Source organism: Oryzophilus luti, from assembly GCF_059726245.1.
The window spans coordinates 3,153,659-3,179,148 of sequence record NZ_AP040874.1 but is presented as its reverse complement, the minus strand read 5'-3'; the positions used below and the strand labels follow the sequence as shown (position 1 = coordinate 3,179,148).

Genomic DNA, 25,490 nt, shown 5'->3' with positions numbered 1-25,490 from the left:
CGCCAGCCAGCTCAGGCGGGGCTCGGCGCGGAAGCGGAGTGGGCGCGTCGTGGCTTACTCCGTGGCGATGACGTCGATTTCGACCAGACAATCCTTCGGCAGCCGCGCCACCTCAACCGTGCTGCGCGCGGGCGGCTCGGCGGGGAAGAACTTGGCGTAGACGGCGTTCATGGCCGCAAAGTCGTTCATGTCCTTGAGGAAGACGCCGCAGCGCACAACCTTGGAGAGGTCGGAACCGGCGGTCTTCAGCACGGCGTCCAGGTTCTTGAGCACCTGCTCGGTCTGCTCGGCCACGCCACCGGGGACAAACTGCTGCGTCGCCGGGTCGGTCGGCGTTTGTCCGCTGAGGAAGAGGAAGCCGTTGGCGCGAATGGCCTGCGAGTACGGCCCAATGGCCTTGGGAGCGTTATCCGTGGCAATCACTTTGGACATGAAAGCATTCTCCTTTTTGTGTAGAGCCGATGATAGTGGAGCGGTGCGCGGGGCACAACCTGTGCGCGGGAGCCAGAGCGCCCGCATTCGCACTAGAATATCCGCATGAGCAAGACGAACGCCTGCCGCATTCTCGACTCGCTCGGCATCCAGTACAAGACGCTGGAGTACCCGGTGGACCCCAACGATCTGGCGGCGGAAACCGTGGCCGCAAAGGTCGGCATGCCCGCCGAGCAGATCTTCAAGACCCTCGCCGTCGAAGGCGACCGCAACGGCATCTGCTTTGCCGTCATTCCCGGCAGCTACGAGCTGGACTTCAAGGCGCTGGCCAAAATCACCGGCGACCGCAAGATGGACATGGTGCCGCTGAAGGACGTGCAGCACGTCACCGGCTACATACGCGGCGGCGTCACCGCCATGGGCGCCAAGAAGGATTACCCGGTGGTGCTCGACGAGACCGCCATCCTGTGGGAGACGATTTCAGTCTCAGCCGGCATGCGCGGCATGCAGATCATCATCGCCCCCGACGACTACGTGAAGGCCACCAATGCCACCATGGCCGAGATCGCGCGGGAAAAGCAGAAGTAAAGTTTAAGAATGATGTGTCTCGCGTGTGACACGCGAAAGTAACTGGTAAAAGGCCAACGTGTTCTCCTCCTTAGAGAAGAAGAACTCTCCCGCAGCCCGCAGCCCGTTGCGGGTGTCCAGAGGCATGCATTTCACCCCAAAGTATTCATCGATACAGAGGCTCGATTGACCGCCGATGTTGACAACCCTCTTCGGCATTCGCAAATAGTCGCTGGCTATCATTGCGATTCGTTTATCGGGGGAAGAAGCTTTCAACTGAAGTGCTTGAAGATATTCCTTCCCAGAAGGATCGGTCCTTCCGACCTCAAAGCTGACTGAGCCGGAGCGCAATCGCCCAGGCAGAAGGTCAATGCTTACTTCGTTGGGGCCGTAGCGGTGCTCCGGGCGCACCCAAAAGGAAACCGGCACGCGGAACTCTCCCACTGTTACTTGATTCCCGTGGCGCAGATGCCAGGCGAAAGCATTGAGTGGGTACCAGTCGAGTTCATTCCATACAAAGCCGCCAAGTGCAATTCCGACGATCAAGATGACCGCCAAAGAAATGCGGCCGACGGAGAACAAAACTGCCCGGGCATTCATGCCGCAAATTCTAGCGGTCGCATCTGCAACTGACGAATGAAATCTCATCCGATAGGGTTACGAGTGGGTGTAGGAAGAAGGTTGCTTGGGGATTTTGCGCGGGCCTATTGCGCGGCCTGGTGCTCGGCCACGTGGTCGAAGGCGGAGCGGCCGGCACGCGCTCCGGCGCTGAGCGTTCCGCCGGATTCAGGCATTTCCTCGGTGACCGACTGCCGGTTCACCACGGCGGCGATATCCAGCACCTCGGCCTTGGGACGCGGGTTGAAGCGTCCGCCGGTGAAGTAGGCGACGGCCACCGTGCCGCCCACCCAGGGTTGAATCACGGTCAGCGGCAGCGCGTAGCGCTTCGACTTCAGCAGGCCCTCCATGATGCCGCGCGTCGGCTTGCTTGGCGTGGTGCCGGGCACCTGCGGAATCTTGAAGACCTCCAGCCCCACCTCGGGGTGCTTCTTCGCATACTTCACCAGGGACTTTGCGGCCTGCTTCGGCGTCATCACGCCAAGGTCGCCGAGCTTGCTGGCACGCACCGATCGCGGCTCGTAGAAATTTATGACGTCGGCGGCGAAGTCGGCACAGTTGTTCAGGAAGAGGCTGTAGCGCGTGCGGTTGCGCTGGTCGTTGTAGCGCGCAATCAGCGCCTCGTCCTGTTCGAGGGTGGTGGCCACGCGGAAGCCGTAGAACGTGCGCAGATAGCTGGCGCCGACAAGCTGGTACCAGTCGCCGGGCGGAATCGAGCCGTCGGGCGTGTCGGGCGCAATGGATTGCAAGTGCGCGTGGCGGTACTTGTCGCGCAGGCGCCAGGCATCGTCGGAGGAAGCTATGGTCGGAATGTCCTCCACGCGCTCCACGGCGTAGAAGTACGGCACCAGCGGAATGGCCAACCAGTCGAGGCCCGCCACGCGATGGTAGCGGCTGATGACGACGCCGGTTTCACCGGGACGACACAGGCGCAGTTGCGTTGGCGTGGCCGTGCAGACGTTGGTCAAATAGACCGCGGCGTGGCCGGTCGGGTTCCATCCGCCGTAGCTGCCATAAGGCTCGGCCAGCAGGTAGATGGCGTCTGCGCGCGCCGCGCCCGCAAGCGCGAAAAGCGCAAACAATACCGCATACAACCCGCGTTGGAAGGTCCAGTTCAAATCAGTTTCTCTTGCCCAAATGTTTTACGGCCGAGGGGGAACCGAAACTTCTATCTGCCTAGTTAAACGCGCGAAAGGCGGAAAAGTTGCAGAAAGGCCCCGCTCCCGGCAGAGCGGAAGCGGGGGATGTTGAAAATCAAACTACTTTCCTGCACTCCAGTGGCGGATGCGCGTGATCTCGTCGGCGGAAATGTGCAGGTATTCGAGGAACTGCTGGTGGTCATCGGGCGCGTTGCGCTCGAACTCGCGGTGCCAGCGATGCATGTCGTCGTCACTGAAACCGGCGGCGCGCAGGATGGACACCCACTTGTCTTTGGTCATCATCTCTGTTCTCCAGTTGGCCCCCTTGGCGCTGAGCAGCCGCAGAATGGCCTGTTGATGCTCGCGAAGCTCCGTCACCTCTCGATCCAGCTCCAGCAGGCGGCGTTGCAGAATTTCCGCCGCGTGGTTTGGATGCGCGCCCAGCCTGTTTCCATCAAGCAGCAATCGAACGTCGGCCAGCGCCAGCCCCGCGTTGCGGTAGGCGCAGATCTGCCGCAGGCGAGCCAGTTGCTGCTCGCCGTAGGTGCGGTAGTTGGCGCCGGTGCGCTGTGCGGGCTTCAGCAGGCCCAGCCGCTCGTAGTACAGGATGGTGCTGCGGCTCAGTCCGCAGCAGCGCGCGAGTTGGGTGACGGTCAGCATCGGAGAACACTTACTTTGAACCCTATCGCGATAGACAGGTCAACGGGATTTTTGGGGATCGTCGAATTTCAATATTTTCGAATTTGAGAGCCGATCTTTCACCGCGCTGACCGGGTGACTGGGAAAAGTACGAAATGATGAAAGTACGAAATGACGAAATGAAAAGTCCTGTGCGCGGACCGTCGGTTTTCCGCTGCTACTCTCCGAGCACCGCGCGGAGGGCGGCCTTCAGCTCGGCGTCATGGAAGCGATAGCCCGACGCGGCAAGCTTGACGGGCGCGACGCGCTGGCCGGCCAGGATGGTCTCCACGCCCATCTGCCCGAAGGCGAGCCGGATGGCGGCCGCCGGCATGGGCACCACCGCCGGGCGGTGCAGGGTGCGGGCCAGCGCGTGGGTGAACTCCGCGTTGGTTACCGGGATGGGCGCCACAAGGTTCACCGGCCCGCGCAGGGTGGGAGTGGCGAGGATGTGCAGCAGCGCGCCCACCACGTCGCGCAGGGTGATCCAGCTCCAGTACTGGCGTCCGCTGCCCATGCGCCCGGCCACTCCGGCGCGGAAGGCTGGCAACATCTTTCCGAGCGCGCCGCCTTCGCTGGCCAGCACCAGCCCGATTCGCGGATGCACCACGCGCGCGCCCGCCAGGCGGGCGCTGTCGGCTGCATGCTCCCACTCACGGCAGACCTCGGCGAGGAAGCCGGTGCCGGTCGTACTCTCCTCGGTCAGCGACTCGTCGGCGCGGCTGCCGTAAAAACCGATGGCGCTGGCCGAAACCAGCGTGATGCTCTGTCCGGCGCGTGTGGCGGCTGCCACGGCATCAGCCAGCGTGCGTGTGCCCTCAACACGGCTGGCAAGAATCTGTTTCCTGCGGGCCTTGGTCCAGCGCGAGCCCACGTTGACGCCCGCCAGATGCACGATGGCGTCCACACCCGCCAATAATGCGGGGTCGAGCATCGCGCCGGGCTGCCAGCGCACGTCTCCCGCGTGCTCGGCGGGGCCGCGCACCAGACGATGGGCGGTGTGACCGGCCTCGGCCAGCGCCGGCATCAAGGCCGAACCAATCAACCCCGTGCTACCACTGACGAGTACGCGCATCTATTAACCAGGCCTCCCGTTTGGGCGAACAATGTAGCAGATGCCGGGGCCATTGGCACGGATTCTGCGCACACTGTTGGCGGGCTAGTGATTTTGAACCGGAGGGAAAACCGCGGACGGAGTCTGGTCTTGTGGGGAACGGAGAGGGATTGAGCGCCTTTTGACCGGCCATTTGCTGAACCGGCAAAGAGGGCGCATATAATGGCCTATGGCGAGCTTCCGCGAACAACTCGCGACCAACCTGCTGACGGTCACAAAGTTCCGTGACCTGCAGAAGCTCGTCCGTGAGAACCGCCCCAACGACGACCTCGATCTGGTCCGCCGCGCCTACGAATATTCCCAGGAACATCATGCCGGGCAGCTTCGCGATTCCGGCGAGCCCTACGTCATTCATCCGCTGGAAGTGGCCATCATCCTGGCCGGAATGAAGCTGGACACGACGGCCATTGCCGCCGGCCTGCTGCATGATTCGGTTGAGGACACCTCGGTCACCATCGAGCAGATTGAGCAGAACTTTGGGCCGCAGGTGGCGCACATCGTCGAAGGCGTCACCAAGATCAGCAAGATCGACTTCGCCAGCCGCGAAGAGGCGCAGGCCGAGAACGTCCGCAAGATGATGCTGGCAATGGTTGATGACATCCGCGTGGTGCTCATCAAGCTGGCCGACCGCCTGCACAACATGCGCACGCTCCAGCCCCTGAGCAAGGAGCGGCAGCTCAAGATCGCCAAGGAAACCCTGGAGATTTACGCGCCGCTCGCGCACCGGCTCGGCATGGGCAAAATGCGCGGCGAACTTGAGGACCTGGCCTTCCCGTATGTCGATCCGGTCGGCTACGCCATGGTTACCGAGCAGGTGGAGCGCAACCGCAAGGACGGCGAACGCCTGCTGGCGCAGATGGAAGAGGTCATCCGCCAGAAGCTGCGCGAGAACCACATTGAGGGCTACGTCAGCTCGCGCATCAAGCGGCTCTATTCCATCTATCAAAAGGTTCTGAAGCAGAAGATCAACGCCGACCAGATGTATGACCTGCTGGCCCTGCGCGTCATCACCAAGTCGGTGAACGATTGCTACGCCGTGCTCGGCATCATCCACAACGCATGGCGGCCGGTGCCGGGGCGCATCAAGGACTTCATCGCCATGCCCCGCCCCAACCTCTACCAGTCTCTGCACACCACCATCATTGCGGAGAACGGCCATCCCTTCGAGGTGCAGATCCGCACCGAAGAGATGCACAAGATGGCGGAAGAGGGCATTGCCGCGCACTGGAAGTACAAGGACGGGCCGATCTCCGCGCGCGATGAGCAGCGGCTGAGCTGGCTGCGGCAGGTCGTGGAGTGGCAACGCGAGATGGCCGATCCGGGTGAATTCCTTTCGACCCTCAAGATCGACCTTTACCCGGAAGAGGTCTACACCTTTACCCCGAAGGGTAAGGTCGTCATCCTGCCCCGCGACGCCAGTCCCATTGATTTTGCCTACACCATTCACTCGCAGGTCGGCGACAGCTGCATCGGCGCCAAAGTCAACGGACGCATCGTCCCGCTGCGCTACAAGCTGCGCTCCGGCGACATTATCGAAATTCTGACGCAGACCGGGCACACGCCCAGCCGCGACTGGCTGGCTATCGCCAAGAGTTCGCGCGCTCGGCAGAAGATCAAGCACTGGCTGAACGTGCACCAGCGTGAGCGCGCCATCGAGATCGGCAAAAAGCTGATTGAAAAAGAGGCGCGCAAGTACCGCGTCGCGCTCAAGGACATCAAGGACGCCGACCTGCAGAAGGTGGCCGCCGAGTACGGCATGGCGCGCGTGGATGACCTGCTGGCCAGCCTTGGCTACGGCAAGTACTCGGCCAAGACCGTGCTGGGCAAGGTGGCGCCGTCCATCACCGCTGCGGGCGAAGAGGAAAAGCCCGGTGTCATCAGCTCGGTAGTCAAGCGCGTCTTCGGCACGGACAAGGGCGCGGCCATCCAGGTGAAGGGCCACGACGACCTGCTGGTCTACCGCGCGCGATGTTGCAACCCAATCCGCGGCGAGCAGATTGTGGGCTACGTCACGCGCGGCAAGGGCGTGGCCGTGCACTCCATCAACTGCCCGAACGTGCAGAACCTGATGTACGAACCGGAGCGGCGCATTGCCGTGGAGTGGACCGCGAGCGAGCCGCGCATTGCGGGTGGAGCAGCCTCCTACCCGGTACGGCTTACCGTCTTCTCCGACGACCGCGCCGGCATGCTGAAGCAGATCACCACCATCATCGGCGACGACAACACCAATATCCGCAATATCAACAGCACCAGCACCGATGGCATGGCCACCATCGATCTCACCATCGAGATCAACGACCTCAATCACCTGACCCGCATCATCAACGGCCTCCGCAAAATCCCCGGCGTGCGCGACGTCGAACGCGTGCAGAAGCTCGCCAACTAATTCTTGGATTTCGGAATCTTCAGTTTGCAGAGATAGAGTGAGCGCGTCTCGCCATGGATACGTTCCACGTAGCTGTCATCCTGAGCGAAGCGAAGGACCCCTATATCTTTTCCCTAACAATTAGGCGAAGAGATTCGATTCGTAACGCCAATCAAGCGCGCGGAGAGAAAGCCTGAAGTACTACAGGGAGAGCGCAGGGTTCGGAGATCCTTCACGTCGGCGCGCAACCCGCCGTTGCGCGCCTCGTTCGGGATGACACAGGGGGAAGAGGGTTGTTATTTGTCGCGCGCCTGCTGGATCAGTGCGTTCTGTTTGCGCTCGTTTTCCATTTGCTTCTGCTGTTGCTTCGCGGCCTTCTGGCGGGCCTTGAGTGCCTTGCGTTCGGCCTTCTGCTGTTCCTTCATGGCCTTGCGCTGCTGCTTGGCCTGCTGTTCGGCGGCAATCTCGGCGCCGGTCTTGGTGCTGGCCATGGCCACCATGGGCGAGAGCAGGGCAAAGCCCAGCATGAGAGCGGAAGCGGTGCGGGTAACTCGATTCATGGCCAATCTCCTGGGCGCACGCGGCGCGGCCTAGCTGCATGGTACTCGCAAGGCCGCTGCCGGGGAACTGCACGGAAGGACGTGTAGCCAGTTGGTTACCGAGGGTGGTTGCCGCCGTGGCCTTCCCTTGCGCCTGTTAGAATCGCTCTGCCATGAACCTGCTGGAACGCAACTACCAAAGCCTTCGCCTGATGCAGTTGGGCATGGTCGCCTCGGTGGTGGCCTACGCCATCATTGGCGAGTTCGTGCTGCGTCCCCGGGTGCACGCCTTGGGTTCCACGGCGCTGGTCATCGTCATCGTCGCCAGCTCGGCCCTGACGTTCGCCTACTCCGTGCGCAACAGCATGGTGCTACCGGCGGAGGAGCAGGCCTTCCGTCAGCGAGACGATGCGCCGTCGGTGTTGCGCTGGCGTAGCGCCATGGTCATGTCGCTGATGCTGTGCGAAGCCGTCGGGCTGATGGGCTTCCTGCTGCGGCTGCTCGGCGGCCAACCGATCGTGACCTGGATCATGTACGCCATCAGCATCTTCTACCTGTTTCTGCTCGGCCCGCGCCGTCCGTAACCCGCGCCGGACAACGCCTGCGGTGACGTTGACACCCGCGCGTGTTCTGTCAGACTGAAATCAGCACTCGCGCAGGAGATTCATGACGGGCCTCAGCGCCGCGCAGCTACGAACGATTCCGCAACGCCTCGGCCAGCCGCGCATGGCTGCGGCCGCAATGGCGTTCGTTGTCTTCGGCTTGGCCTGCCTGGGCACGGCCTCTGCCGACACCTGGTGGCATCTGGCGGCCGGGCGCTGGATCGTGGAGCATCACGCGATTCCACGCACGGACCCGTTCTCCTTTACCGCCGCCGGGCATCCGTGGGTGGCGCATGAGTACCTCTCTGAAATTGTGATGTACGGTCTCTACCGTCTGGGCGGTCTCACCGTCCTGACGCTGGTGAACGCGGTGCTGCTGACCGCAGCATTTGTGCTGACATGGATGCGTCGCCGTTCGCAGGCTTGGGCCGCGGCGGCAGCCACGCTGCTGGCGGCGGTGGCCGCGCGTCCGGCCTTCGCCATACGCCCCAGCTCGGTCAGCCTGTTCCTCGCGGCGCTCACCTTGTGGCTCGCCACCGAATACCTGGCCGACAGGCTGCGGACACGCTGGTTGTGCGCGCTCCCGTTCATCACGCTGCTTTGGGTGCAGTTTCACGCGGGCTTCCTGCTGGGCATTGCGTTGGTGGTGGCTGTGGCCGCCGCGGAGGCGCTCGATATCGTCACCAGCCGTGTGGAAGGTTCGCTGCATCGCTGCGCCGCGCTGCTGGCGGCCGCGGGCGGCATGGTTCTTGCGGTGGGGCTGAACCCGAACGGCTACGCCATGCTGCGTTATCCCATCGACGTGATGTCGATGAAGGTGAACGCCTACATTCTGGAGTGGCGTCCGCCGGTGCTGAGCGTGCCGCGCTTCTACCCCTACATTGCGCTGATGGTGCTTACGCTGCTGGCCATGCTGTTCAGCAAGGCAAAGTACCGGGCGGGCGAATTTCTGCTGTGCATTGTGGCCATCCTGGCGTCGTTCCGCTCGGGGCGCAACATCGGCATCGCCACCCTGCTGCTGGCTCCATTGCTGGCATCGCACTTGCGCATGGACTGGCTGGAGCACCAGTTGGAGCGGTTGGCTCCGCGTTGGCGTCAGATGCTGGCCGTGGCCGTGCTCTTCTGCGCGGGCTGCATGGGCGTGGTCTACGCGCGCAACGGAGTGGTGTTTGAGCGCACCGCCGAGCGCGCGCTTTACCCGGCCGCTGCGGCCGACTACATTGAGGCCCACAACCTTCCGCCAAATCTCTTCAATGACTACGCCTACGGCGGCTATCTCATCTGGCGCTTCTATCCGCGCTACAAGGTCTACGTCGACGGCCGCGCCGACCTCTACGGCGACGACTTCCTGCTCAATTACATTGAGCTGTATCAGGGCCGCACGCCGCCTATCCCGCTGTTTGAGCATGACAAGGTGAACACCGTGATGGTGGAGCCGCACAGCGAACTGGTGGGTCTGCTGGAGATGATGTGCGGCAACCACGCGTGGCAGCGTGTCTACTCCGACCCGAAGGCGGTCATCTACGTCCGCACCTCAGCTCTGGAGGCGCGACTGCATGGCGTGCCCGACGGCGGCAGCCGGTAACGCACTTCTGAAATCTGGAGCCATCGGCGCCAGCATGAATTTTCAGAAACTGCGCTGAGGAAAACCGTGCGCGACCGCTGTTTATGCGGCTTTGACGCAGGTCAAAAGCTGTAATTGAACGTTCATATTCCCGCGTGCTAGCATTCCGGTGATTTTCAGTTCTCCGCCGCAGGCCCAAAAAGTCTGCGGGGTTCCTGCCCTTCCGCCCCTGGGCGGGTGCAGGGAGTGAGACACAGCTCCCGAAAGCTCCACGCGACCGTGCGTGGCTGGCCGGAGTATGAGTTGGGTACCGGCGGCAGCGGAAAGAGTCGCGGGAGTAGGCCCGGACAGGGTTCCCTGACAGCGCTTCATGCGTGAGTTGGGTGGCAGTTCGGAGACCCAAATCGCGCAGGTCATAGCTGCACTGCGCAAGAATGCCTCCTCGCGCCCGGAGGCCGCGGCGGGCTCCACCGCCCGCACGGACAACTGACGCGCGCCGGCAAGCGGAATGGCACCATCTTTGAAGGAGCTATTTTCGTGAAGACCTACGAAGGCGCGAATATCCGTAACGTGGCCGTCATCGGCCACTCGCACAGCGGCAAAACCTCTCTTGTCTCCGCCATGCTGTATACGGCCGGCTCCACGCAGCGATTGGGCCGGGTTGATGATGGCTCCACCGTCACCGACTATGACGAAGAAGAAATTGCCCGGCAAATGACCATCTCCTCCTCGCTCGCCCCTCTGGAGTGGGGAAAGACCAAGATCAACCTCATCGACACGCCAGGTTTCAACATGTTCGTGCATGAGGCCGAGATGGCCCTGCCCGCCGTCGAAGCCGCATTGGTTGTTGTCGACGCTGTCAGCGGCGCCCAGGTCGTAACCGAAAAACTCTGGGGCTTTGCCGAAGCGGTCAACATGCCGCGCGTGATCGTGTGTACGCGCATGGACCGCGAGCGCGCGGATTTCGGGCGCTGCATGGATTCGCTGACCTCGGCCTTCGGGCGCACCGTGGTTCCGGTGCAACTGCCCATCGGCGCCGAGAAGAACTTCAAGGGCGTCATCGACCTGGTGAAGATGAAGGCCTATCTCTACGACATGGGCGGCAACGGCAAGGCCAAGGTTGCCGACATTCCCGCCGAGATGGCCGACCAGGCCAAGGAAGCCCACGACAAGCTGATTGAGACCGTGGCCGAGGGCGACGACGAGCTGATGAGTGAGTTCTTCGAGAACGGCACGCTTGCCGAAGAACACATCACCAACGGTCTGCACAACGCCATCCGCGACGACAAGATCTTCCCGGTCATGTTCGCCAGTGGTTTGGGTAACATGGGCACCGACGAAGTGCTCGACTTCATCGCCGATTACATGCCGAGCCCGCTTGAACGCGGCACGGTGAAGACCGCTGCGGGCGCCGAGCGCAAGGTTGCCGACAGCGAGCCGCTTTCCATCTTCGTCTTCAAAACGCTCAGTGACGCCTTTGCCGGGCGCATCACGCTCTTCAAGGTCGTCAGCGGCGTGCTGAAGAACGACGCCACGCTGCTGAACTTCACGCGCAACACGGCGGAGAAGTTCGCACACCTCTCTACCCTGCAGGGCAAGACGGCAATTCCTGTGCAGGAGCTGCACGCTGGCGACATCGGTGTGGTGGCCAAGCTGAAGGACACACTCACCGGTGACTCACTCGGCGACAAGGCCGGCCTGATTGCCTTTGACACCGTGAAACTGCCCGAGCCGGCCATCACCTTCGCCATTGAACCCAAGACGCGCGCCGACGAAGACAAGATCGGCCAGGGCGTCCACAAGCTGATGGAAGAGGACGCCATGCTTCGCTTCTACCGCGACCCGCAGACGAAGGATTTCCTCATCGCGGGCACCGGCCAGCAGCACATCGAGGTCGTGGTCAGCAAGCTGAAGAAGCGCTTCCACACCGAGGTGAACCTGAAGGCGCCGAAGGTGCCGTACCGCGAAACCATCCGCGGCAAGGCCGACGTGCAGGGGCGCCACAAGAAGCAGTCCGGCGGACACGGCCAGTACGGCGATTGCAAAATCCGGATGGAGCCCATGCCGCGCGGCGGCAAGTTCCAGTTCGTCAACTCCATCTTCGGCGGCGCCATCCCGAAGAACTTCATCCCGGCCGTGGAGAAGGGCATTGTCGAGGCGGCCGCGCGCGGCTACCTCGCCGGTTACCCGGTCGTCGACTTCAAGGTCGAACTCTACGACGGCAGCTACCACGACGTGGACTCGAACGAAATGTCGTTCAAGACCGCCGGCCGCATCGCCTTCAAAAAGGCGATGGAAGTGGCCAAGCCGACGCTGCTGGAGCCGGTCATGGTGGCGGTCATCACCATCCCCGACGAATTCGCCGGGGCCATCATGGGCGACCTCAACTCGCGTCGCGGACGCATTCAGGGCATGGACAACAAGGGCGGCACCACCGTGGTCAAGGCCATGGTGCCCATGTCGGAGATGCTCACCTACGGCACCGACCTCACGTCGATGACGCAGGGCCGCGGCTCGTTCAGCATGGAAATGGACCACTACGACATGGTGCCCGCGGCGCAGCAGGAAAAGATCGTTGCTGCTGCCAAGGCTGCCGGTGCCGGAGCCGTCGAGGAAGAGGAAGAGGAGTAGTAGGAACAAGAATCATGGATGCCCCAGGTTCGCGCCCGTTGTTGGCGCTAACCTGGGACGCAAAGCTTGTAGCGCGTTTCTCCCCCGAGAACGCAAAAGCCAAGGGCAGCCGCGAGGCTGCCCTTCGTGCTAGACTTCCCGGGTTGTCGGCCCCCCCGCCCGATAGCCACTCTCATACGAACAAGGAACGCAGTGATTCAGGTCGAGACGAAGCATCATGCTTTTGTCCGCACGGTTGCGCTGGTGTTTCTGCTTGCGGCCGCCTCCGTGCCGCTCTTCGCGCAGCACGTGCAGCAAGGAGAAGATGGTCGGATCATTCCGCAGGCCGGTGACGTGCGTATGTCGCCGGAGGAGCAAATCGCGCTGGGCGAGCGTGTCGGCGCCCGGATCCGCTTGAAGTTGCCCTTGCTTCCGGACTCGCACCCGGTTTCGAAATTCGTGCAGTCCATGGGGCATCGCCTGGCCGAAAAGGCTCCCGGCTATGCCTGGCCGTACCGGTTCCACGTGCTGGCGAGCAAGGAGGTCAATGCGTTTGCGCTCCCCGGAGGAAACATTTACGTCAACCTGGGCACGATCCAAACGACGAGCGAGAGCGAGTTGGCCAGCGTGATCGCGCACGAGATTGGGCACGTTGTGTTGCAGCACACGGCGCGCGAGGTCGGCAAGCGGAAGACTGCGCGCACCATGGGCGTTGTCGGCTCGGTCGCCCTCGGGGCAACGCTTGGGCCGGTAGGCGGCCTGCTGGCCTCCGAAGCGCTGCAGTTGGGCACGAACGCATTTGTGCTGAAGTACTCCCGGGAGGATGAGAGCGAAGCTGACCTGCTCGCCGCGCAGATCATGTACGACGCGAATTACGATCCCTTCGCGTCCCCGGAATTTTTCCAGCGCATGGCGGACCAGAATGGCCGCCCCATCGCGTTCCTGAGTGACCATCCCAGCGCCGGCGCACGCGCCGAAAATGTGGGCCAGGCAATTCAGAAATTTCCGCCGAAGAGTTACTCCAAAATAGACAGCGAGGGATTTCGCGCTGCAAAGCGTCTGGCGGATTCGATACGCACTTTCGACGCCGAAGAGATTGCGCGCCATACAGGAGTTTGGAATTTCGACTCCACAGCCAATCCAGCGCTGTCGGCCACGCTGGACAACCTGAGATTCGAGCAGGTCCGCCCGCTTGGTGATTGGGCGAAGCAGGAGCAGTCTGGCTTGACGTTCTCCTGTCCTGGAAATTGGGAAGTCACTCGGAGTGGAACGAAGACGGTGGTCGCGCCGCACGGGGCGGTGTCACGGGCAGGTGCCATTGCTTACGGGCTCAGCATTCAGCCGGCAGCTGAGAGGCAGTTGAATGAAGCCAGCCGGACGGCGGCGCTCGCCGTGGTACGAGAGTTTCCGGGCACGACCATTATCAGCGTGCCCGATCATCTGACCGTGAGTGGCCGGGAGGCTGTTGCCTATGAGCTTGCGGGCGACAGCCCAATCCATGCCGGTGCCAAACCGCTCCGCGAGCACAAATGGCTGGTGACGGTGCAACGGAGCGACAGCACATTTTTGAACCTGCTGTTCGTGGCCCCGGAAAGAGATTACAGCGCACTGAAGGAGACGTACAGGCGGATACTGGGCAGCGTGCATCTCGACTGACGCACGGCCCGGCAGGTGCATTTCAACGCTTCTTCTTTTTCGCCTGGCGGGACCAGTACTGGAACTCGTCGGCGTAGAGTTCGCCGGAGAGATCGCTGAGGCGGGTGGCGAGCTGCGCCTGTGCGTCGGCAATGGCCTGGTTGTAGATGCTGGGGCCGATCTCCTCCAGCAGGTAGTTCAGCAGCAGTCCGGCCTGCAGGTCGCCGATCGGTTCCGGCAGGTTCTCCTCAAAGTATCGGCGCAGGGAGGCGATGGCCTCGGCGCGCGCCTGCTTGGAAAGCTCAAGGCTTGTCATGGCCACCATCGTACCTGAACTGCCGGCGCGACCGTGTCCCCGGTCGGTGCTGGCGGTTGCTCCGGCGCGCGTTCGCATTTACCATCCGAAACATGGCCGGTTCTCAGGACATGGATGAACGCTCCCGCATCGTCAGCGGCGCACCCGTTGGCGACGAAGATGTTTTCGAGCTGAAGCTGCGTCCGCAGCGCCTGCAGGAGTTTATCGGCCAGTCGAAGGTGAAGGAAAACCTGGCGGTGGCCATTGCCGCCGCGCGTGAGCGCGGAGAAGCCCTGGACCACGTGCTGCTCTACGGCCCTCCAGGTCTGGGCAAGACCACGCTGGCCACCATCATCGCCAACGAGATGCAGTCGGCCTTCCAGCAGACCTCCGGCCCCACCCTGGCGATCAAGGGCGACCTGACGGCCATCCTGACCAATGTGCAGCCCAAGCAGGTGCTGTTCATCGATGAAGTCCACCGGCTGCAGCCGGCGCTGGAAGAGCTGCTCTATTCGGCGCTGGAAGACTACAAGCTGGACATCATGATCGGGCAGGGGCCCTCGGCGCGCACGCACACCTTTGAGATTGCGCCATTTACTTTTGTGGGCGCCACCACGCGCGTCGGCCTGCTCTCGGCGCCGCTGCGTTCACGGCTCGGCCTGGTGCTAAGGCTGGAGTTCTACACCCACGACGAATTGCGCTTCATCCTTGAGCGCTCGGCGGACATCCTCAAGGTTGGCATCGACCGCGATGCCGCGCTGGAGATGGCCTCGCGCTGCCGTGGAACACCGCGCATTGCCAACCGGCTGCTGCGCCGCGTGCGCGACTACGCACAGGTGCGTGGCACTGGACATATCGATCTGGCTACCGCCAAAGCCGCGCTTGAAATGCTCGAAGTCGACGAGCATGGCTTTGACGAAGTCGACCGCCGCCTGCTGCTCACCATTATTGAGAAGTACCAGGGCGGGCCGGTCGGACTGAACACGCTGGCCGCGGCGCTGGCTGAAGAGCCCGACGCGATTGAAGAGATTTACGAGCCGTTCCTGATTCAGATCGGCTTCCTCGACCGCACACCGCGCGGCCGCGTGGCCACCCTGCTTGCCTACCAGCACTTTGGCATGGAACCGCCACGTCGCCAGACACCGCTCTTCTAAGAATCCAACGTCGCTCCATCCTCAGACCCTGCGCACCACTGTGCAGTAGCAATACCTTAACGTCGCATCGCCTGCTTTATAGAAATCGATAAATGTGAACCGATTATGCCGACGAAAGCGGAAGCATGTGGCGTCTACCAATATTGGTAGAAAGAAAAATTGCGATTCATAAATATTGTAAATTGCGAATCCTTGCATTTACCAAAGTGATTGATTCTATAAGGGTTCCTCCCCCGGCACTTTGGTGATCAAAGTGCAATATTTCTTCACAATCTCTTGATACTCCCGCGATAGATGAAAGATACCGGATCCGGCTCAATGTCTGGACTGGGTGTTTCAGGTGCTGGAGGATCGAGGAAATCTCAGGAGGAACTGCATGATTCAGAGCAAGAGGATCGGCCTTTTCGTAGGTCTCCTCGCCTTCGTACTGTTGGCTGCCTCTGTCCTGTTGGCGCAGGAGACGACCGGCGGTATCCAAGGTACTGTGAAGGATCCCAACGGCGCTGTCGTTACAAAAGCGACCGTTGAGATCACCGGCACGTCACTGGTCGGCGGTAAGAAGCTGGAAACGGATAGCTCTGGCTATTATCGTTTTGCCAATTTGCCGCCAGGCGTTTATGCCATAACGGTGAAGGCCGCCGGTTTCAGCACGTTGAAGCGTGATGGCATTACGCTTGAAACCGGCCACTTACCGACGTTGGACCTCGTGTTGAAGGTCGGCGGTAGTGAGACTGTCGTCGAGGTTACCGGCGCTGCGCCGCTTATCGACGTTTCGACCACCCACACATTGACCAATATCACTGAGGATGTGGTTCAGGATGTTCCGCACGGACGTTCGTACCAGTCAGTGATTCAGTTTGCACCTTCGGCCCGCAATGAACCTCTCGCCGGCAGCGCAGTTACCGCGCAGAGTGCCGGTGGTTCTGGCAACGGCGGCAACTCTCCGGGCAACGGCGGCAACGGCCAGACGTATGGCTTCTCGGTTTCCGGCGGTGCTGACTCGGAAAACTCCTACCTCGTGGAAGGCCAGAATACGGCCAGCCCGATTGGCGGTACCGCGCACACCGACGTTCCCTTTGAGTTCATTCAGGAAGTTCAGGTCAAGAGCTCGGGCATCGGGGCTGAGTACGGTGGCGCGATGGGTGGCGTTGTCAACGTCATCATGAAGAAGGGCAGCAACCAGTGGCACGGTGCCTTGGGCCTGAGCTTTGAAAACGATGCTCTTGACGCCGGGGATACCGCATCGGCATCGTATGTCCGTTACGATCCGCAGGGGACGCAAACGTCACCCGGTTGGCTTCTGGACCGCAAGATGGACACCGCGGTTCAGACCTACTCGCCGAAAAAGGACAATTTCAAGACCATCCTGCCGTCGGTTACCGTGGGTGGCGCGCTCATTAAGGACCGTCTCTTTGCCTTTGTGGGCTTCGCTCCGCAATACTTCACCCGCACGCGTACGGTGGATTATTCAAAAACAACGTCCTACAATCCGAGTCTTGGTATCCAGCAGTTTGGCCGGGACCAGCAGACCTACTACGCCAACGCGAGACTCGACTACAAGGCAACCAGCAAGCTGAATCTATTCGCGTCGTGGATCTCCGAGTATCAGCGCGAGACCGGCGCAGCTCTGCCGAATGCCGACTCTGTCAATGGCTTGTATAACGTATCTACATCGAATGCGCTAACCAACTACATGCGTAGTGCTGGCTTTGCCGCGCCGAATGCAACTTACAACTTCGGCGGCGATTTCACGTTCACTCCGCAGCTCGTCGCAACCACGCGATTTGGTTACTTCTTCGAGAACTACCACGACTTTGGCTATCCGACCGGAACCATCTTCCGCTGGATGACCTCCGGAAAGTTGCTTTACCCGGATACCTCCTTGGCGCACGACGCTGGATACAACTCCGCCCTTTACAACGGCACCTTCACGAACAAGGACGCGGACAAGACCTATTCACTCGACCAGGACGTGGCGTGGTTTAAGTCGGGCTGGTGGGGAACTCACAACTTCAAGTTCGGCTATCAGTATTACCGGGCGGAGAACGACATCAATCAAACGTCCAACGGGCCTGAAGTTAGAATCTATACGGGAACCCAAACCTCCCCGAATGACAACGTCGGCATTTCGGGCGCCTTTGGTCAGCTGGAGGTGTTTGACTCCGGCAACGGCGGAAAGGTGCACAGCTACAATAACGCCTTCTACGCGCAGGATGCCTGGAAGATGGGCAAGGGCCTGACGGTCAATGCCGGCATCCGCTTCGAAAACGAAAACGTTCCGCTCTCTTCGTTTGCAAAAGAGAGTGGCACTCTTCCGTTGTCGTTCGATTGGGGCAGCAAGATCACGACTCGAGTCGGCGCGGCCTGGGATGTCTTCCAGAATGGCAAGCTGAAGATCTTTGGCAGCTACGGCCAGTTTGTCGACCAGATGAAACTGAATCTGGCCATCAGCTCCTTCGGCGGACAGTGGTGGAACAGCTGTTTCTACCAGTTGAACAATTCTGACATCTCACTGATTCAGGTTACGCCTGGCGCCGATGGACGTTACTGCAGCGGCACTAGCGGCACAGCGCCAGCCCTCGGAATCTATAACCTGGCGACAGATGCCAATGCCGTGGCACCGTACAACGCCTTTGGCTATAACGTGAACTTCCGCGAACCCGTTCCCGGATTGAGCTACTTTGCAGCTGGTCTGAAGCCCTACCGTCAGCACGAGACGGTTTTTGGTGCGGACTACCAACTCAAAAAGGACCTCGCTCTGGAAGTTCGCTGGGATCGCCGCCGCCTCGATCACGCGATCGAAGATACGGCTGTCAGCATCACCGACAACAACGAAAATTGGCAGGTGGTCAACCCCGGCGAAGGCATCAACGCAATTCGCCCTTGCCCGGACTGCCCGATGAACATCAAGCCGGAACGCAGCTATGATGGCTTTGAGGTTCGTCTTACAAAGTCACCCTCCCATGGCTTCGGTGGAATGTTCAGCTACACCTGGAGCCGTTTGTACGGTAACTACTCCGGCCTGACCAACACCGACCAGACGGACGGCGGCGGCGGACGCAACTCGCCGAACAACGGCCGCGCCTTTGACGAGCCGTACTTCCAGTTCGATGCCTACGGAAAGTCCTCCTCGGGCTTGCTGCAGACGGACCGTCCGAACACCTTCAAGGGCTTTGCGTATTACAGGCTGAATGAAGGAAAGCGTCTCACGACGACGTTCGGTATCTTCCAGACCATGTATCAGGGCACCCCGCTCAGCACCTATATCGGCGTGGGTGGCGCTGGTGGAGGCTATAACATTTTCCCTGAAGGTCGCGCCAAGTGGGCCGACGTCACTCAGGACTCGGCCACGGGAATGTTGACGGTTGGAAAGATCAGCAACCGCCGCACTCCTTGGTACAACCAGAGTGATCTCAACTTTTCTCAGGAGTTCAAGACCAATAGCAACAATGAACGGCAGGCCCTAGCGTTCGAAGCAACGATCGGGAACCTGTTCAATCAGCATGCGCCACTCGTCTATGGCAGCCAGGTTAACTCAAGGACTGGATCAAGCTACCTGACTCCGAGTGGTAGACGCTTGTATGGACCGGATACGATTGCTTCCTATAGTGCCTACGAGCATGCTTACGACTGGAAGACCTTACTGAACACTAACGTTGTTACGGACAATGCTCCGGCGGCTCCCTTGGTCAAGCCGATCATCCTTAACAACCAGTACGGCAAGGCATTGGCGTGGCAGCTGCCGCGTACCATCCGTCTGACGCTGCGCTACACGTTCTAACTTGATTGTGTTCTCACTCCTTCAGGGGCCGGGCAACCGGCCCCATTTTTGTTGCCGTGCAATCTCTGCTCCCCCACTCTCAAAAGCTCTGCACCCCAAGCTTGCGGCTTTTCGATACAATTTCCTTCGCATGGCTGTCAGCGTACGTTCGTTTGCCAAGATCAATCTCGGGCTGGCCATTGGGCCGGCGCGGCCGGATAAATTTCACGGCCTGCGCACCATCTACCAGACCGTCGCGGTGCATGACGTCATTACCGTCTCCGCCACGGCGGGCGAGGGCATTGAGCTGCGGTGTGCCGACCCTCGCGTGCCTACCGATACCACCAACACCTGTTACAAGGTGGCGGAGCGCGTGCTGCGCGCTCTGGGCCGCAAGACTGGGCTGGTCATTGAGATTGATAAGCGGCTGCCTGTGCAGGGCGGCATCGGCGGAGGCTCCTCAAACGGCGTGGCTACGTTGTTTGCCATTGAGCGCGAACTCGGCGTTGAACTGCCGGGGCGTGAGCGCCTGCGAATTGCTGCCGAAGTCGGCAGTGACCTGCCATTGTTTGTGCCCGGCGGCACCGTGCTCGGCTGTGGACGAGGCGAGGAAGTCTATCCCCTGCCGGACCTTCCAGCGATCCCATGCGTGCTACTGACGCCCCCGGTGGCGGTGAGCACCCCCCAGGCCTTCCGGGACTGGGACGCCCTGGTTGAGGCCGGATTGACCTCTTCCGGCGGGTTGGATACAATAACTAGGTTCAGCTACTCGGCTTTTGAGTGGCTGAGCGGCAAGAGCTTATCCGGTGTTCCCGCCAAGGGCGGGGACCGGGCCGAGACACTGCTTCTCGACCTTGTCCGAGCCGGGGTTGAGAATGACTTCGAACGCGTAGTCTTTCCACAAATCCCTGAACTCAGAGACTTGAAGCAGGCCTTGGAGCGCGAAGGTGCAGTGTATGCCTCGCTCTCCGGCTCCGGTTCCACCCTGTACGGGCTTTTCGGCAGCCAGGCGGCTGCGGAAGAGGCGAGCAGACATCTGGTGGCGGCAGGCATTGCCGCCGTGGCAACCACAACGTTGCCGCGCGCGGACTACCGCAGTCAGATGTTCCTGTAAGGACCGGCAAGCGACTGGGTCTTTGACTTTGCTTTGGGCGGTCGACTAATGGCAGGTCAAGTGCCTTTGGAGCACTTTGTCCAGGTTCGAATCCTGGCCGCCCAGCCAAGTTTTCAGGGACGTGAGAGAGAAACACGCCAGCGTTGGCGCATCCCCCCACCATCCCGCGAACTGTGACCCCGCACCTGTGTGCGGACATGTTTCAACCTTGGGAATAACCCGTCCCGGAGGAACGAACGATGGATGCATCCGCCAAACCGAGTACTACCACAGCCGTGGCGCCGGCCGCCGTGGCTGAGAGTGTGACTGAACCAGCCGGTGCCGCCGCGGTGAAGACCGCCGACAAGACCGAGAAAAAGCCTGTGCGCAAGGACGACAAGTTCCGCGTCTTCAGTGGAACCAGCAACCGCGCACTGGCCGAAGAGATTTGCACGCACCTGGGACTTCCGCTGGGCCAGACTCACCTGACGCAGTTCTCCGACGGTGAAATCTACGTTCAGATCCTGGAGAACGTGCGCGGCGCCGATGTATTCGTGGTTCAGCCCACCTGTGACCCGGTGGCGCACAACCTGATGCAGTTGCTGCTGATGATCGATGCGCTCAAGCGCGCCTCGGCACGCCGCATCACGGTGGTGGTTCCTTATTTCGGCTACGCCCGGCAGGACCGCAAGGACAAGCCGCGCGTTCCGATCAGCAGCAAGCTGGTGGCGGACATTCTGACCACGGCCGGCGCCAACCGCGCGCTGGTGGTGGATTTGCACGCACCGCAGATTCAGGGCTTCTTTAATATTCCGGTCGATCACCTGTTTGCTTCGCCCGTGCTGGTGGATTACTTCCGCAAGCTGGCGCTGCCGGATCTGACCGTGGTTTCGCCCGACGCCGGTGGCGTGGAGCGCGCCCGCTTCTTTGCCAAGAAGGTTGACGCGCCGATGGCGATCGTCGACAAGCGCCGTACCGACATCAACGTCACGGAAGTGATGCACGTGATCGGCGATGTGAAGGGCCGCACCTGCCTCATCATCGACGACATCATCGACACGGCTGGCACGCTGGTGAAGACCGCCGACGCGCTGAAGGCCAACGGAGCCAAGGCTGTTTACTCCTGCGCCTCGCACGCCGTGCTGAGTGGCCCGGCGCTGCAGCGCATCTCCGAGTCGTGCCTGACGGAAGTTGTTGTGACCAACACCATCCCGCTCACTGAAAAGGGCCGGATGGAACCCAAGATCAAGGTTCTCTCGATTGCCGGACTGATCGCACGTGCCATCCAGTCCATTCACGAGGAGACCTCGGTTAGCAAGCTGTTCCTGTAGGCCGGATTCGCGGAAGGGGCATCCCGTGTAGCAGCCGCGCGCAGTCTGCGCGGCGGTGAAGTAAAACGATGCGCCTGCTTTGAGTCCCCTGTAGTTCATATGTCCGGGCGGGTGTGAACGCGCCCATTGAGAAGGAAGAAACTATGGCAACCCCAACGCAAACTCTGGTGGAAGCAAAGCCGCGCGAGGCCGCTGACAAGAACGCGGCGCGCCGCCTGCGCACGACCGGCCTGATTCCGGCCGTCATCTACGGCGCGGGCAAGGAGCCTTGCCCCGTCTCCGTCGACCCCAAGCAGATCACCAAGATTCTGCTTTCCGCAGCGGGTCACAACACTATTTTCGACGTCACCCTGGGCGCCGAGCAGGCCAAGGCCATGGTGGTTGACTGGCAGCGCGACCCGATCAAGGGCCACCTGCTGCACGTTGACCTGAAGCGCATCGCCATGGACAAGAAGATGCGCCTGCACGTGCCTCTGGTGCTCAAGGGCGAAGCCCCGGGCGTCAAGAGCGAAGGCGGCGTGCTCGACTTCGTCCTGCGCGAGATCGAAATCGAGTGTCTGCCGGCCGATATTCCGGCGAACGTCGAGATCGACATCTCCGGCGTGGTCTTTGCCAACCCGACGATCCGCGTGGCCGACCTGAAGGTCAGCGATGCGATTGCCGTGCTGAGCGATGCCGACCTGGCGGTCGTGCACCTGACCTCGATCAAGGAAGAAGTCGCTCCGACTCCGGAAGCCGCTGCTGCCGATGCTGCCGCGGGTCCTGCCGAGCCCGAAGTTATCAAGAAGGGCAAGCAGGAGACCGAGGAAGCCGCTCCGGCCGACGAGAAGAAGAAGAAGTAACAACCCGCCGCGCACCGGCTTTTGCCGGTGCCGGCAACTCCCTTGCGGTGGGCGCCTGAAGTTGGGAAGACGCCCGGAGTGCCAAAGGCACAGGACGCAGCTTCCGCTGAGTCATCCATCGCACGGGGCCTGGCAGAGCGTACGAGGCAGGGCCGGAGTAAGGCCAAGCCTCAGGAGCATCAAAGCCCGCCTAAGCGGGTGGCGATGGAAATGACACACCGGCAACTTAGGGTGTCATTCAGGAGACAGTGGGTGAAGCTGATCGTCGGGCTCGGAAACCCGGGCATCGAATACCAGTTCACACCGCACAACATGGGGTTCCTGGCGGTGGATCGCATCGCCGAGGAGTGCGGAGCAAGGGTCACCAACCGGCACTGCCGGGCGTTGACGGCACGCACCACGTTTGGCGGGCACGAAGTGGTGCTGGCCAAGCCGGAAACCTACATGAACCTCAGCGGTGTCTCCGTACGCGAGCTGGTGGCTGAGTATGCGGTGGATGTGGCGCAGGATCTGGTGGTGATTTACGACGAGTTGGATTTGCCGTTTGGCTCGTTGAAGGTTCGCCCCAAGGGAAGCGCCGCCGGGCACAACGGGATCAAGTCGATCCTGAGTGCGCTCAGCACCGAGGAGTTCATAAGGGTCCGGCTGGGCATAGCCCCCGAACACAAGATCTCCAGCGGCGCGCAGTACGTGTTGGCGCCGTTCCGCAAAGCGCAGCAGGCCACGGTGGTGGAGGTGCTCGACAAGGCCATGGAGGCCGTCGAAGTCATCCTCCGAGAGGGAGTCGGGCCCGCCATGAACCGCTTCAACCGCCGCGAGAAGGATGGCGATGAGGCGAACGGCGAGGGCCAGAAGAAGTAGGGTTCGTGGATTCCGGCTTTGGTTGCCGGCACCACAGCAGATTTGAGAAGCAGGGTGAGCACAGGCCCGCGGCCGGCGCAGCCCCAGGAGAAAATAGATGGATCGCAAATACGAAGTGATGTTCATCGTTCGTCCGGACACCACGGAGGAAGACCTTGAGAAGCTCCTCCAGACCATGCAGACGAACGTTGCCAATACTGGCGGCCGCGTAACCAACGTCGAAAAGATGGGCAAGCGCCGCCTGGCCTACACCGTCGGCAAGTTCCAGGAAGGCATCTACACCCTGGCCTTTGTCGAAGGTCCGGGCCACATGCTGAAGGAGCTGGAGCGCCGCCTCCGCGTGCAGGAACTGGTGATCAAGTTCATCACCATCCGCACCGACGAGGAGGAGCACCGCCTTGCCAAGATCAAGAAGCTGCGCGATAGCAAGGTGAAGGGTCAGGGAACGCACGCTGCTGCCGCCCGCGAAGCTGCTGCTGCCGCCGCTGCGGAAGCGTCCACTGGTTCGGAACCGGCCGCCACGGTCTAACCGGGGCTGGTGCCAGAGTTTGGTCCGCTTGGCGGGCCTGTGAATTGAGCAACACGGAGCGCCAGTGGCGCTCCCCCAAGGAGAGTTATGGCAGACGAGACCACGAAACCCGCAGCCACTGAGGCTGCTGCCACCGAGACCCCCGCGGCGGCTCCCGAAGCGCGTCCGGCGCGTCCGGCTGGCCCCCGTCAGGGCGGTCGCCCCGGCGGTCGTCCGGGCGGCCCGCGTGAAGGCGGACGCAAGTTCTTCCGTCGCAAGAAGGTGTGCAAGTTCTGCACCGAGAAGATCGACAACATTAACTACAAGGACGTTCGCCTGCTTTCGCAGTTCATCGCCGAAAGCGGAAAGATCGTTCCCCGGCGTTTGACCGGCGTTTGCACGCCGCACCAGCGCCGCCTCAGCGATGCCATCAAGCAGGCCCGGAACATCGCCCTGCTGCCCTTCGCGGCTGGCCACTAGCCAGATCGCGGAAGGCGCTGCCCCGTGTTGCGCAACCTGGTTGCGCGCATGGTCGGGAGCTTCCCTCCGCTGATCGTTTTCAACCGCCGCTCTACGCGCTTCGGCGCGCAGCGGTATGCGGCATAAACTTGGCCGCAGAAATTCAGGGAGTGTGTGAGATGGAAGTCATTCTGAAAGAAGATGTGCCCAAACTGGGCCACCGCGGCGACGTTGTGAAGGTCGCCGCCGGTTATGGTCGCAACTACCTGTTGCCCCAGAAACTAGCAATCGAAGCCACGGAGGCCAACAAGGCTGTCATCGAGCAGATGAAGGCCGCCGCCGTCCGCAAGCTGGCCAAGGAAAAGGCCGATGCCGAGCTGCTGGCAAAGCAGTTCGACGGCGTCAGCCTGCTGTTCACCCGCAAGGCCGGCGAAAACGATCAGCTCTTCGGCTCCGTCACCAACGTTGACATCGCTGCCGAGCTGGAGCGCCGCGGCTTCAACGTCGACCGCCGCAAGCTGGAACTCGAACACCCGATCAAGACGGTGGGCGAGTACACGGTTGCGATCGCCCTGCACCGCGAGGTGAAGGCCCTGATCAAGGTCACCGTTGCCAAGGAAGCCGAGGAGGCACCCGCCGCCGAAGCACCGGCTGCGGAAGCTGCTCCGGCCGCCGAGACGACCGAAGCCTAAGCACTCGTAAGACCCCGCAAAGGCCCTTGCTCTTTCAGGAGCAGGGGCCTTGCTATTTGCGCGCAAGCTCAAGCCTTCGCGCATGTGTTTGGCACGGATAACCTGCGATTCATATGTCTTCCTTTCTCATTGCCCACTGCGACAGTAGTCGTTCGCGGGTTTACATCTGTGCGCGGAGCCAATAGGCTGGAAGCATGGCGCTGCGCATCAAGCTCGTGAATCTGGAAGAGGGCTACCCCACGGTGGATCAGGGCTTGCTCCGCCTGGAGCGCGCGCTGGTGGCCGCGCGCAACGAGGGCTTTGAGGTGGTCAAGCTCATCCACGGCTACGGCTCCACCGGCAGCGGCGGACGCCTGCGCACGGAGACCTGGAAGGTGCTGGGACGCTACCAGCGCGCCGGCATGATTGAGGCCTTCGTGCAGGGCGAGGAGTTCCGCATCTCCAACGAGACCACCTGGGAGTGGCTTAAACGCTGGCCCGAGCTGAAGCAGGACCGCGACCTCGGCCGCGCCAATCGCGGCATCTCCATCGTCGTCTTCTAACTGATTACCATCTCACACACTGCTGTCTGCACCTCTGCGCCGTTGCCAAGCCGCGTGGCTTACAATGTCGGTGATGGCAGAGGAGCGCCC

23 protein-coding genes and 1 tRNA gene are annotated in these 25,490 nt (G+C 61.5%); 17 read left to right on the top strand and 7 right to left on the bottom strand.

Going from position 1 to position 25,490, the window contains the following annotated elements; genetic code table 11:
- Positions 1-54 precede the first annotated feature (54 nt).
- A complete protein-coding gene (locus AC6IZO_RS13485) occupies positions 55-432 on the bottom strand; it encodes a RidA family protein (RefSeq protein ID WP_497805470.1) in 378 nt (125 codons plus the stop codon).
- A gap of 105 nt (positions 433-537) precedes the next feature.
- Between AC6IZO_RS13485 and ybaK the strand changes: the two genes are divergently transcribed.
- Positions 538-1,020 carry a Cys-tRNA(Pro) deacylase gene (gene ybaK, locus AC6IZO_RS13480; protein ID WP_497805468.1) on the top strand — a complete coding sequence of 161 codons (483 nt, stop codon included), beginning with the start codon at positions 538-540 and terminating at the stop codon, positions 1,018-1,020.
- Between the two features lie 3 nt (positions 1,021-1,023).
- Here ybaK and AC6IZO_RS13475 read toward each other — a convergent pair whose 3' ends face one another.
- The 4 genes from AC6IZO_RS13475 to AC6IZO_RS13460 form a co-directional block, all read right to left on the bottom strand.
- On the bottom strand, positions 1,024-1,599 hold the full coding sequence (locus AC6IZO_RS13475) for a hypothetical protein (RefSeq protein ID WP_497805466.1): 576 nt from the start codon (positions 1,597-1,599) through the stop codon (positions 1,024-1,026).
- Between the two features lie 104 nt (positions 1,600-1,703).
- Entirely contained in the window at positions 1,704-2,735 is a 1,032-nt protein-coding gene (locus tag AC6IZO_RS13470) for a hypothetical protein (protein WP_497805464.1), read from the bottom strand.
- 141 nt (positions 2,736-2,876) lie between these two features.
- Positions 2,877-3,416 (bottom strand): MerR family transcriptional regulator, encoded by a 540-nt coding sequence (locus tag AC6IZO_RS13465; protein ID WP_497805462.1) that lies wholly within the window; start codon positions 3,414-3,416, stop codon positions 2,877-2,879.
- Positions 3,417-3,612: 196 nt separating this feature from the next.
- Positions 3,613-4,509, bottom strand: a complete 897-nt coding sequence (locus tag AC6IZO_RS13460; RefSeq protein WP_497805460.1) for a TIGR01777 family oxidoreductase — start codon at positions 4,507-4,509, stop codon at positions 3,613-3,615.
- 208 nt (positions 4,510-4,717) lie between these two features.
- On the opposite strand from AC6IZO_RS13460, the gene AC6IZO_RS13455 reads away from it, so the two are divergent.
- Positions 4,718-6,934, top strand: a complete 2,217-nt coding sequence (locus AC6IZO_RS13455; RefSeq protein WP_497805458.1) for a RelA/SpoT family protein — start codon at positions 4,718-4,720, stop codon at positions 6,932-6,934.
- Positions 6,935-7,209: 275 nt separating this feature from the next.
- Here the strand turns inward: AC6IZO_RS13455 and AC6IZO_RS13450 are convergent, their stop codons facing one another.
- Positions 7,210-7,473 carry a hypothetical protein gene (locus AC6IZO_RS13450; protein WP_497805456.1) on the bottom strand — a complete coding sequence of 88 codons (264 nt, stop codon included), beginning with the start codon at positions 7,471-7,473 and terminating at the stop codon, positions 7,210-7,212.
- A 152-nt stretch (positions 7,474-7,625) separates the two neighbouring features.
- Between AC6IZO_RS13450 and AC6IZO_RS13445 the strand changes: the two genes are divergently transcribed.
- The 4 genes from AC6IZO_RS13445 to AC6IZO_RS13430 all read left to right on the top strand — a co-directional run bounded on the left by AC6IZO_RS13445 (position 7,626) and on the right by AC6IZO_RS13430 (position 13,884).
- Complete coding sequence (locus tag AC6IZO_RS13445; RefSeq protein WP_497805454.1) at positions 7,626-8,036, top strand: hypothetical protein; 411 nt, start codon at positions 7,626-7,628, stop codon at positions 8,034-8,036.
- An 82-nt stretch (positions 8,037-8,118) separates the two neighbouring features.
- Positions 8,119-9,639, top strand: a complete 1,521-nt coding sequence (locus AC6IZO_RS13440) for a hypothetical protein (protein ID WP_497805452.1) — start codon at positions 8,119-8,121, stop codon at positions 9,637-9,639.
- A gap of 516 nt (positions 9,640-10,155) precedes the next feature.
- On the top strand, positions 10,156-12,249 hold the full coding sequence (gene fusA, locus AC6IZO_RS13435) for an elongation factor G (RefSeq protein ID WP_497805450.1): 2,094 nt from the start codon (positions 10,156-10,158) through the stop codon (positions 12,247-12,249).
- Positions 12,250-12,441: 192 nt separating this feature from the next.
- Positions 12,442-13,884, top strand: coding sequence for a M48 family metalloprotease (locus AC6IZO_RS13430; RefSeq protein ID WP_497805448.1), 1,443 nt, complete (start codon positions 12,442-12,444; stop codon positions 13,882-13,884).
- Positions 13,885-13,906: 22 nt separating this feature from the next.
- Here the strand turns inward: AC6IZO_RS13430 and AC6IZO_RS13425 are convergent, their stop codons facing one another.
- Entirely contained in the window at positions 13,907-14,257 is a 351-nt protein-coding gene (locus AC6IZO_RS13425; RefSeq protein WP_497805446.1) for a DUF2164 domain-containing protein, read from the bottom strand.
- 14 nt (positions 14,258-14,271) lie between these two features.
- On the opposite strand from AC6IZO_RS13425, the gene ruvB reads away from it, so the two are divergent.
- From ruvB to AC6IZO_RS13370, 11 genes are all read left to right on the top strand, one after another.
- On the top strand, positions 14,272-15,312 hold the full coding sequence (ruvB, locus tag AC6IZO_RS13420; protein WP_497805444.1) for a Holliday junction branch migration DNA helicase RuvB: 1,041 nt from the start codon (positions 14,272-14,274) through the stop codon (positions 15,310-15,312).
- A 376-nt stretch (positions 15,313-15,688) separates the two neighbouring features.
- Positions 15,689-19,093: a TonB-dependent receptor gene (locus AC6IZO_RS13415; RefSeq protein WP_497805442.1), complete on the top strand. Its 3,405-nt coding sequence runs from the start codon at positions 15,689-15,691 to the stop codon at positions 19,091-19,093.
- 130 nt (positions 19,094-19,223) lie between these two features.
- A complete protein-coding gene (gene ispE, locus AC6IZO_RS13410; protein ID WP_497805440.1) occupies positions 19,224-20,186 on the top strand; it encodes a 4-(cytidine 5'-diphospho)-2-C-methyl-D-erythritol kinase in 963 nt (320 codons plus the stop codon).
- Between the two features lie 34 nt (positions 20,187-20,220).
- Positions 20,221-20,294: transfer RNA gene (locus tag AC6IZO_RS13405), tRNA-Gln, on the top strand.
- Between the two features lie 131 nt (positions 20,295-20,425).
- Positions 20,426-21,496 (top strand): ribose-phosphate diphosphokinase, encoded by a 1,071-nt coding sequence (locus AC6IZO_RS13400; RefSeq protein WP_497805438.1) that lies wholly within the window; start codon positions 20,426-20,428, stop codon positions 21,494-21,496.
- Positions 21,497-21,639: 143 nt separating this feature from the next.
- On the top strand, positions 21,640-22,338 hold the full coding sequence (locus AC6IZO_RS13395) for a 50S ribosomal protein L25 (protein ID WP_497805436.1): 699 nt from the start codon (positions 21,640-21,642) through the stop codon (positions 22,336-22,338).
- 252 nt (positions 22,339-22,590) lie between these two features.
- The gene (gene pth / locus AC6IZO_RS13390) at positions 22,591-23,199 is read left to right on the top strand and encodes an aminoacyl-tRNA hydrolase (protein WP_497805434.1); all 609 of its coding nucleotides are present in this window, start codon (positions 22,591-22,593) and stop codon (positions 23,197-23,199) included.
- A gap of 97 nt (positions 23,200-23,296) precedes the next feature.
- Positions 23,297-23,728, top strand: coding sequence for a 30S ribosomal protein S6 (gene rpsF, locus AC6IZO_RS13385; protein WP_497805432.1), 432 nt, complete (start codon positions 23,297-23,299; stop codon positions 23,726-23,728).
- 87 nt (positions 23,729-23,815) lie between these two features.
- Positions 23,816-24,187, top strand: a complete 372-nt coding sequence (rpsR, locus tag AC6IZO_RS13380) for a 30S ribosomal protein S18 (RefSeq protein ID WP_497805430.1) — start codon at positions 23,816-23,818, stop codon at positions 24,185-24,187.
- A 158-nt stretch (positions 24,188-24,345) separates the two neighbouring features.
- Positions 24,346-24,858: a 50S ribosomal protein L9 gene (gene rplI, locus AC6IZO_RS13375; RefSeq protein WP_497805428.1), complete on the top strand. Its 513-nt coding sequence runs from the start codon at positions 24,346-24,348 to the stop codon at positions 24,856-24,858.
- 194 nt (positions 24,859-25,052) lie between these two features.
- A complete protein-coding gene (locus AC6IZO_RS13370; RefSeq protein ID WP_497805426.1) occupies positions 25,053-25,400 on the top strand; it encodes a Smr/MutS family protein in 348 nt (115 codons plus the stop codon).
- Positions 25,401-25,490: the final 90 nt, after the last annotated feature.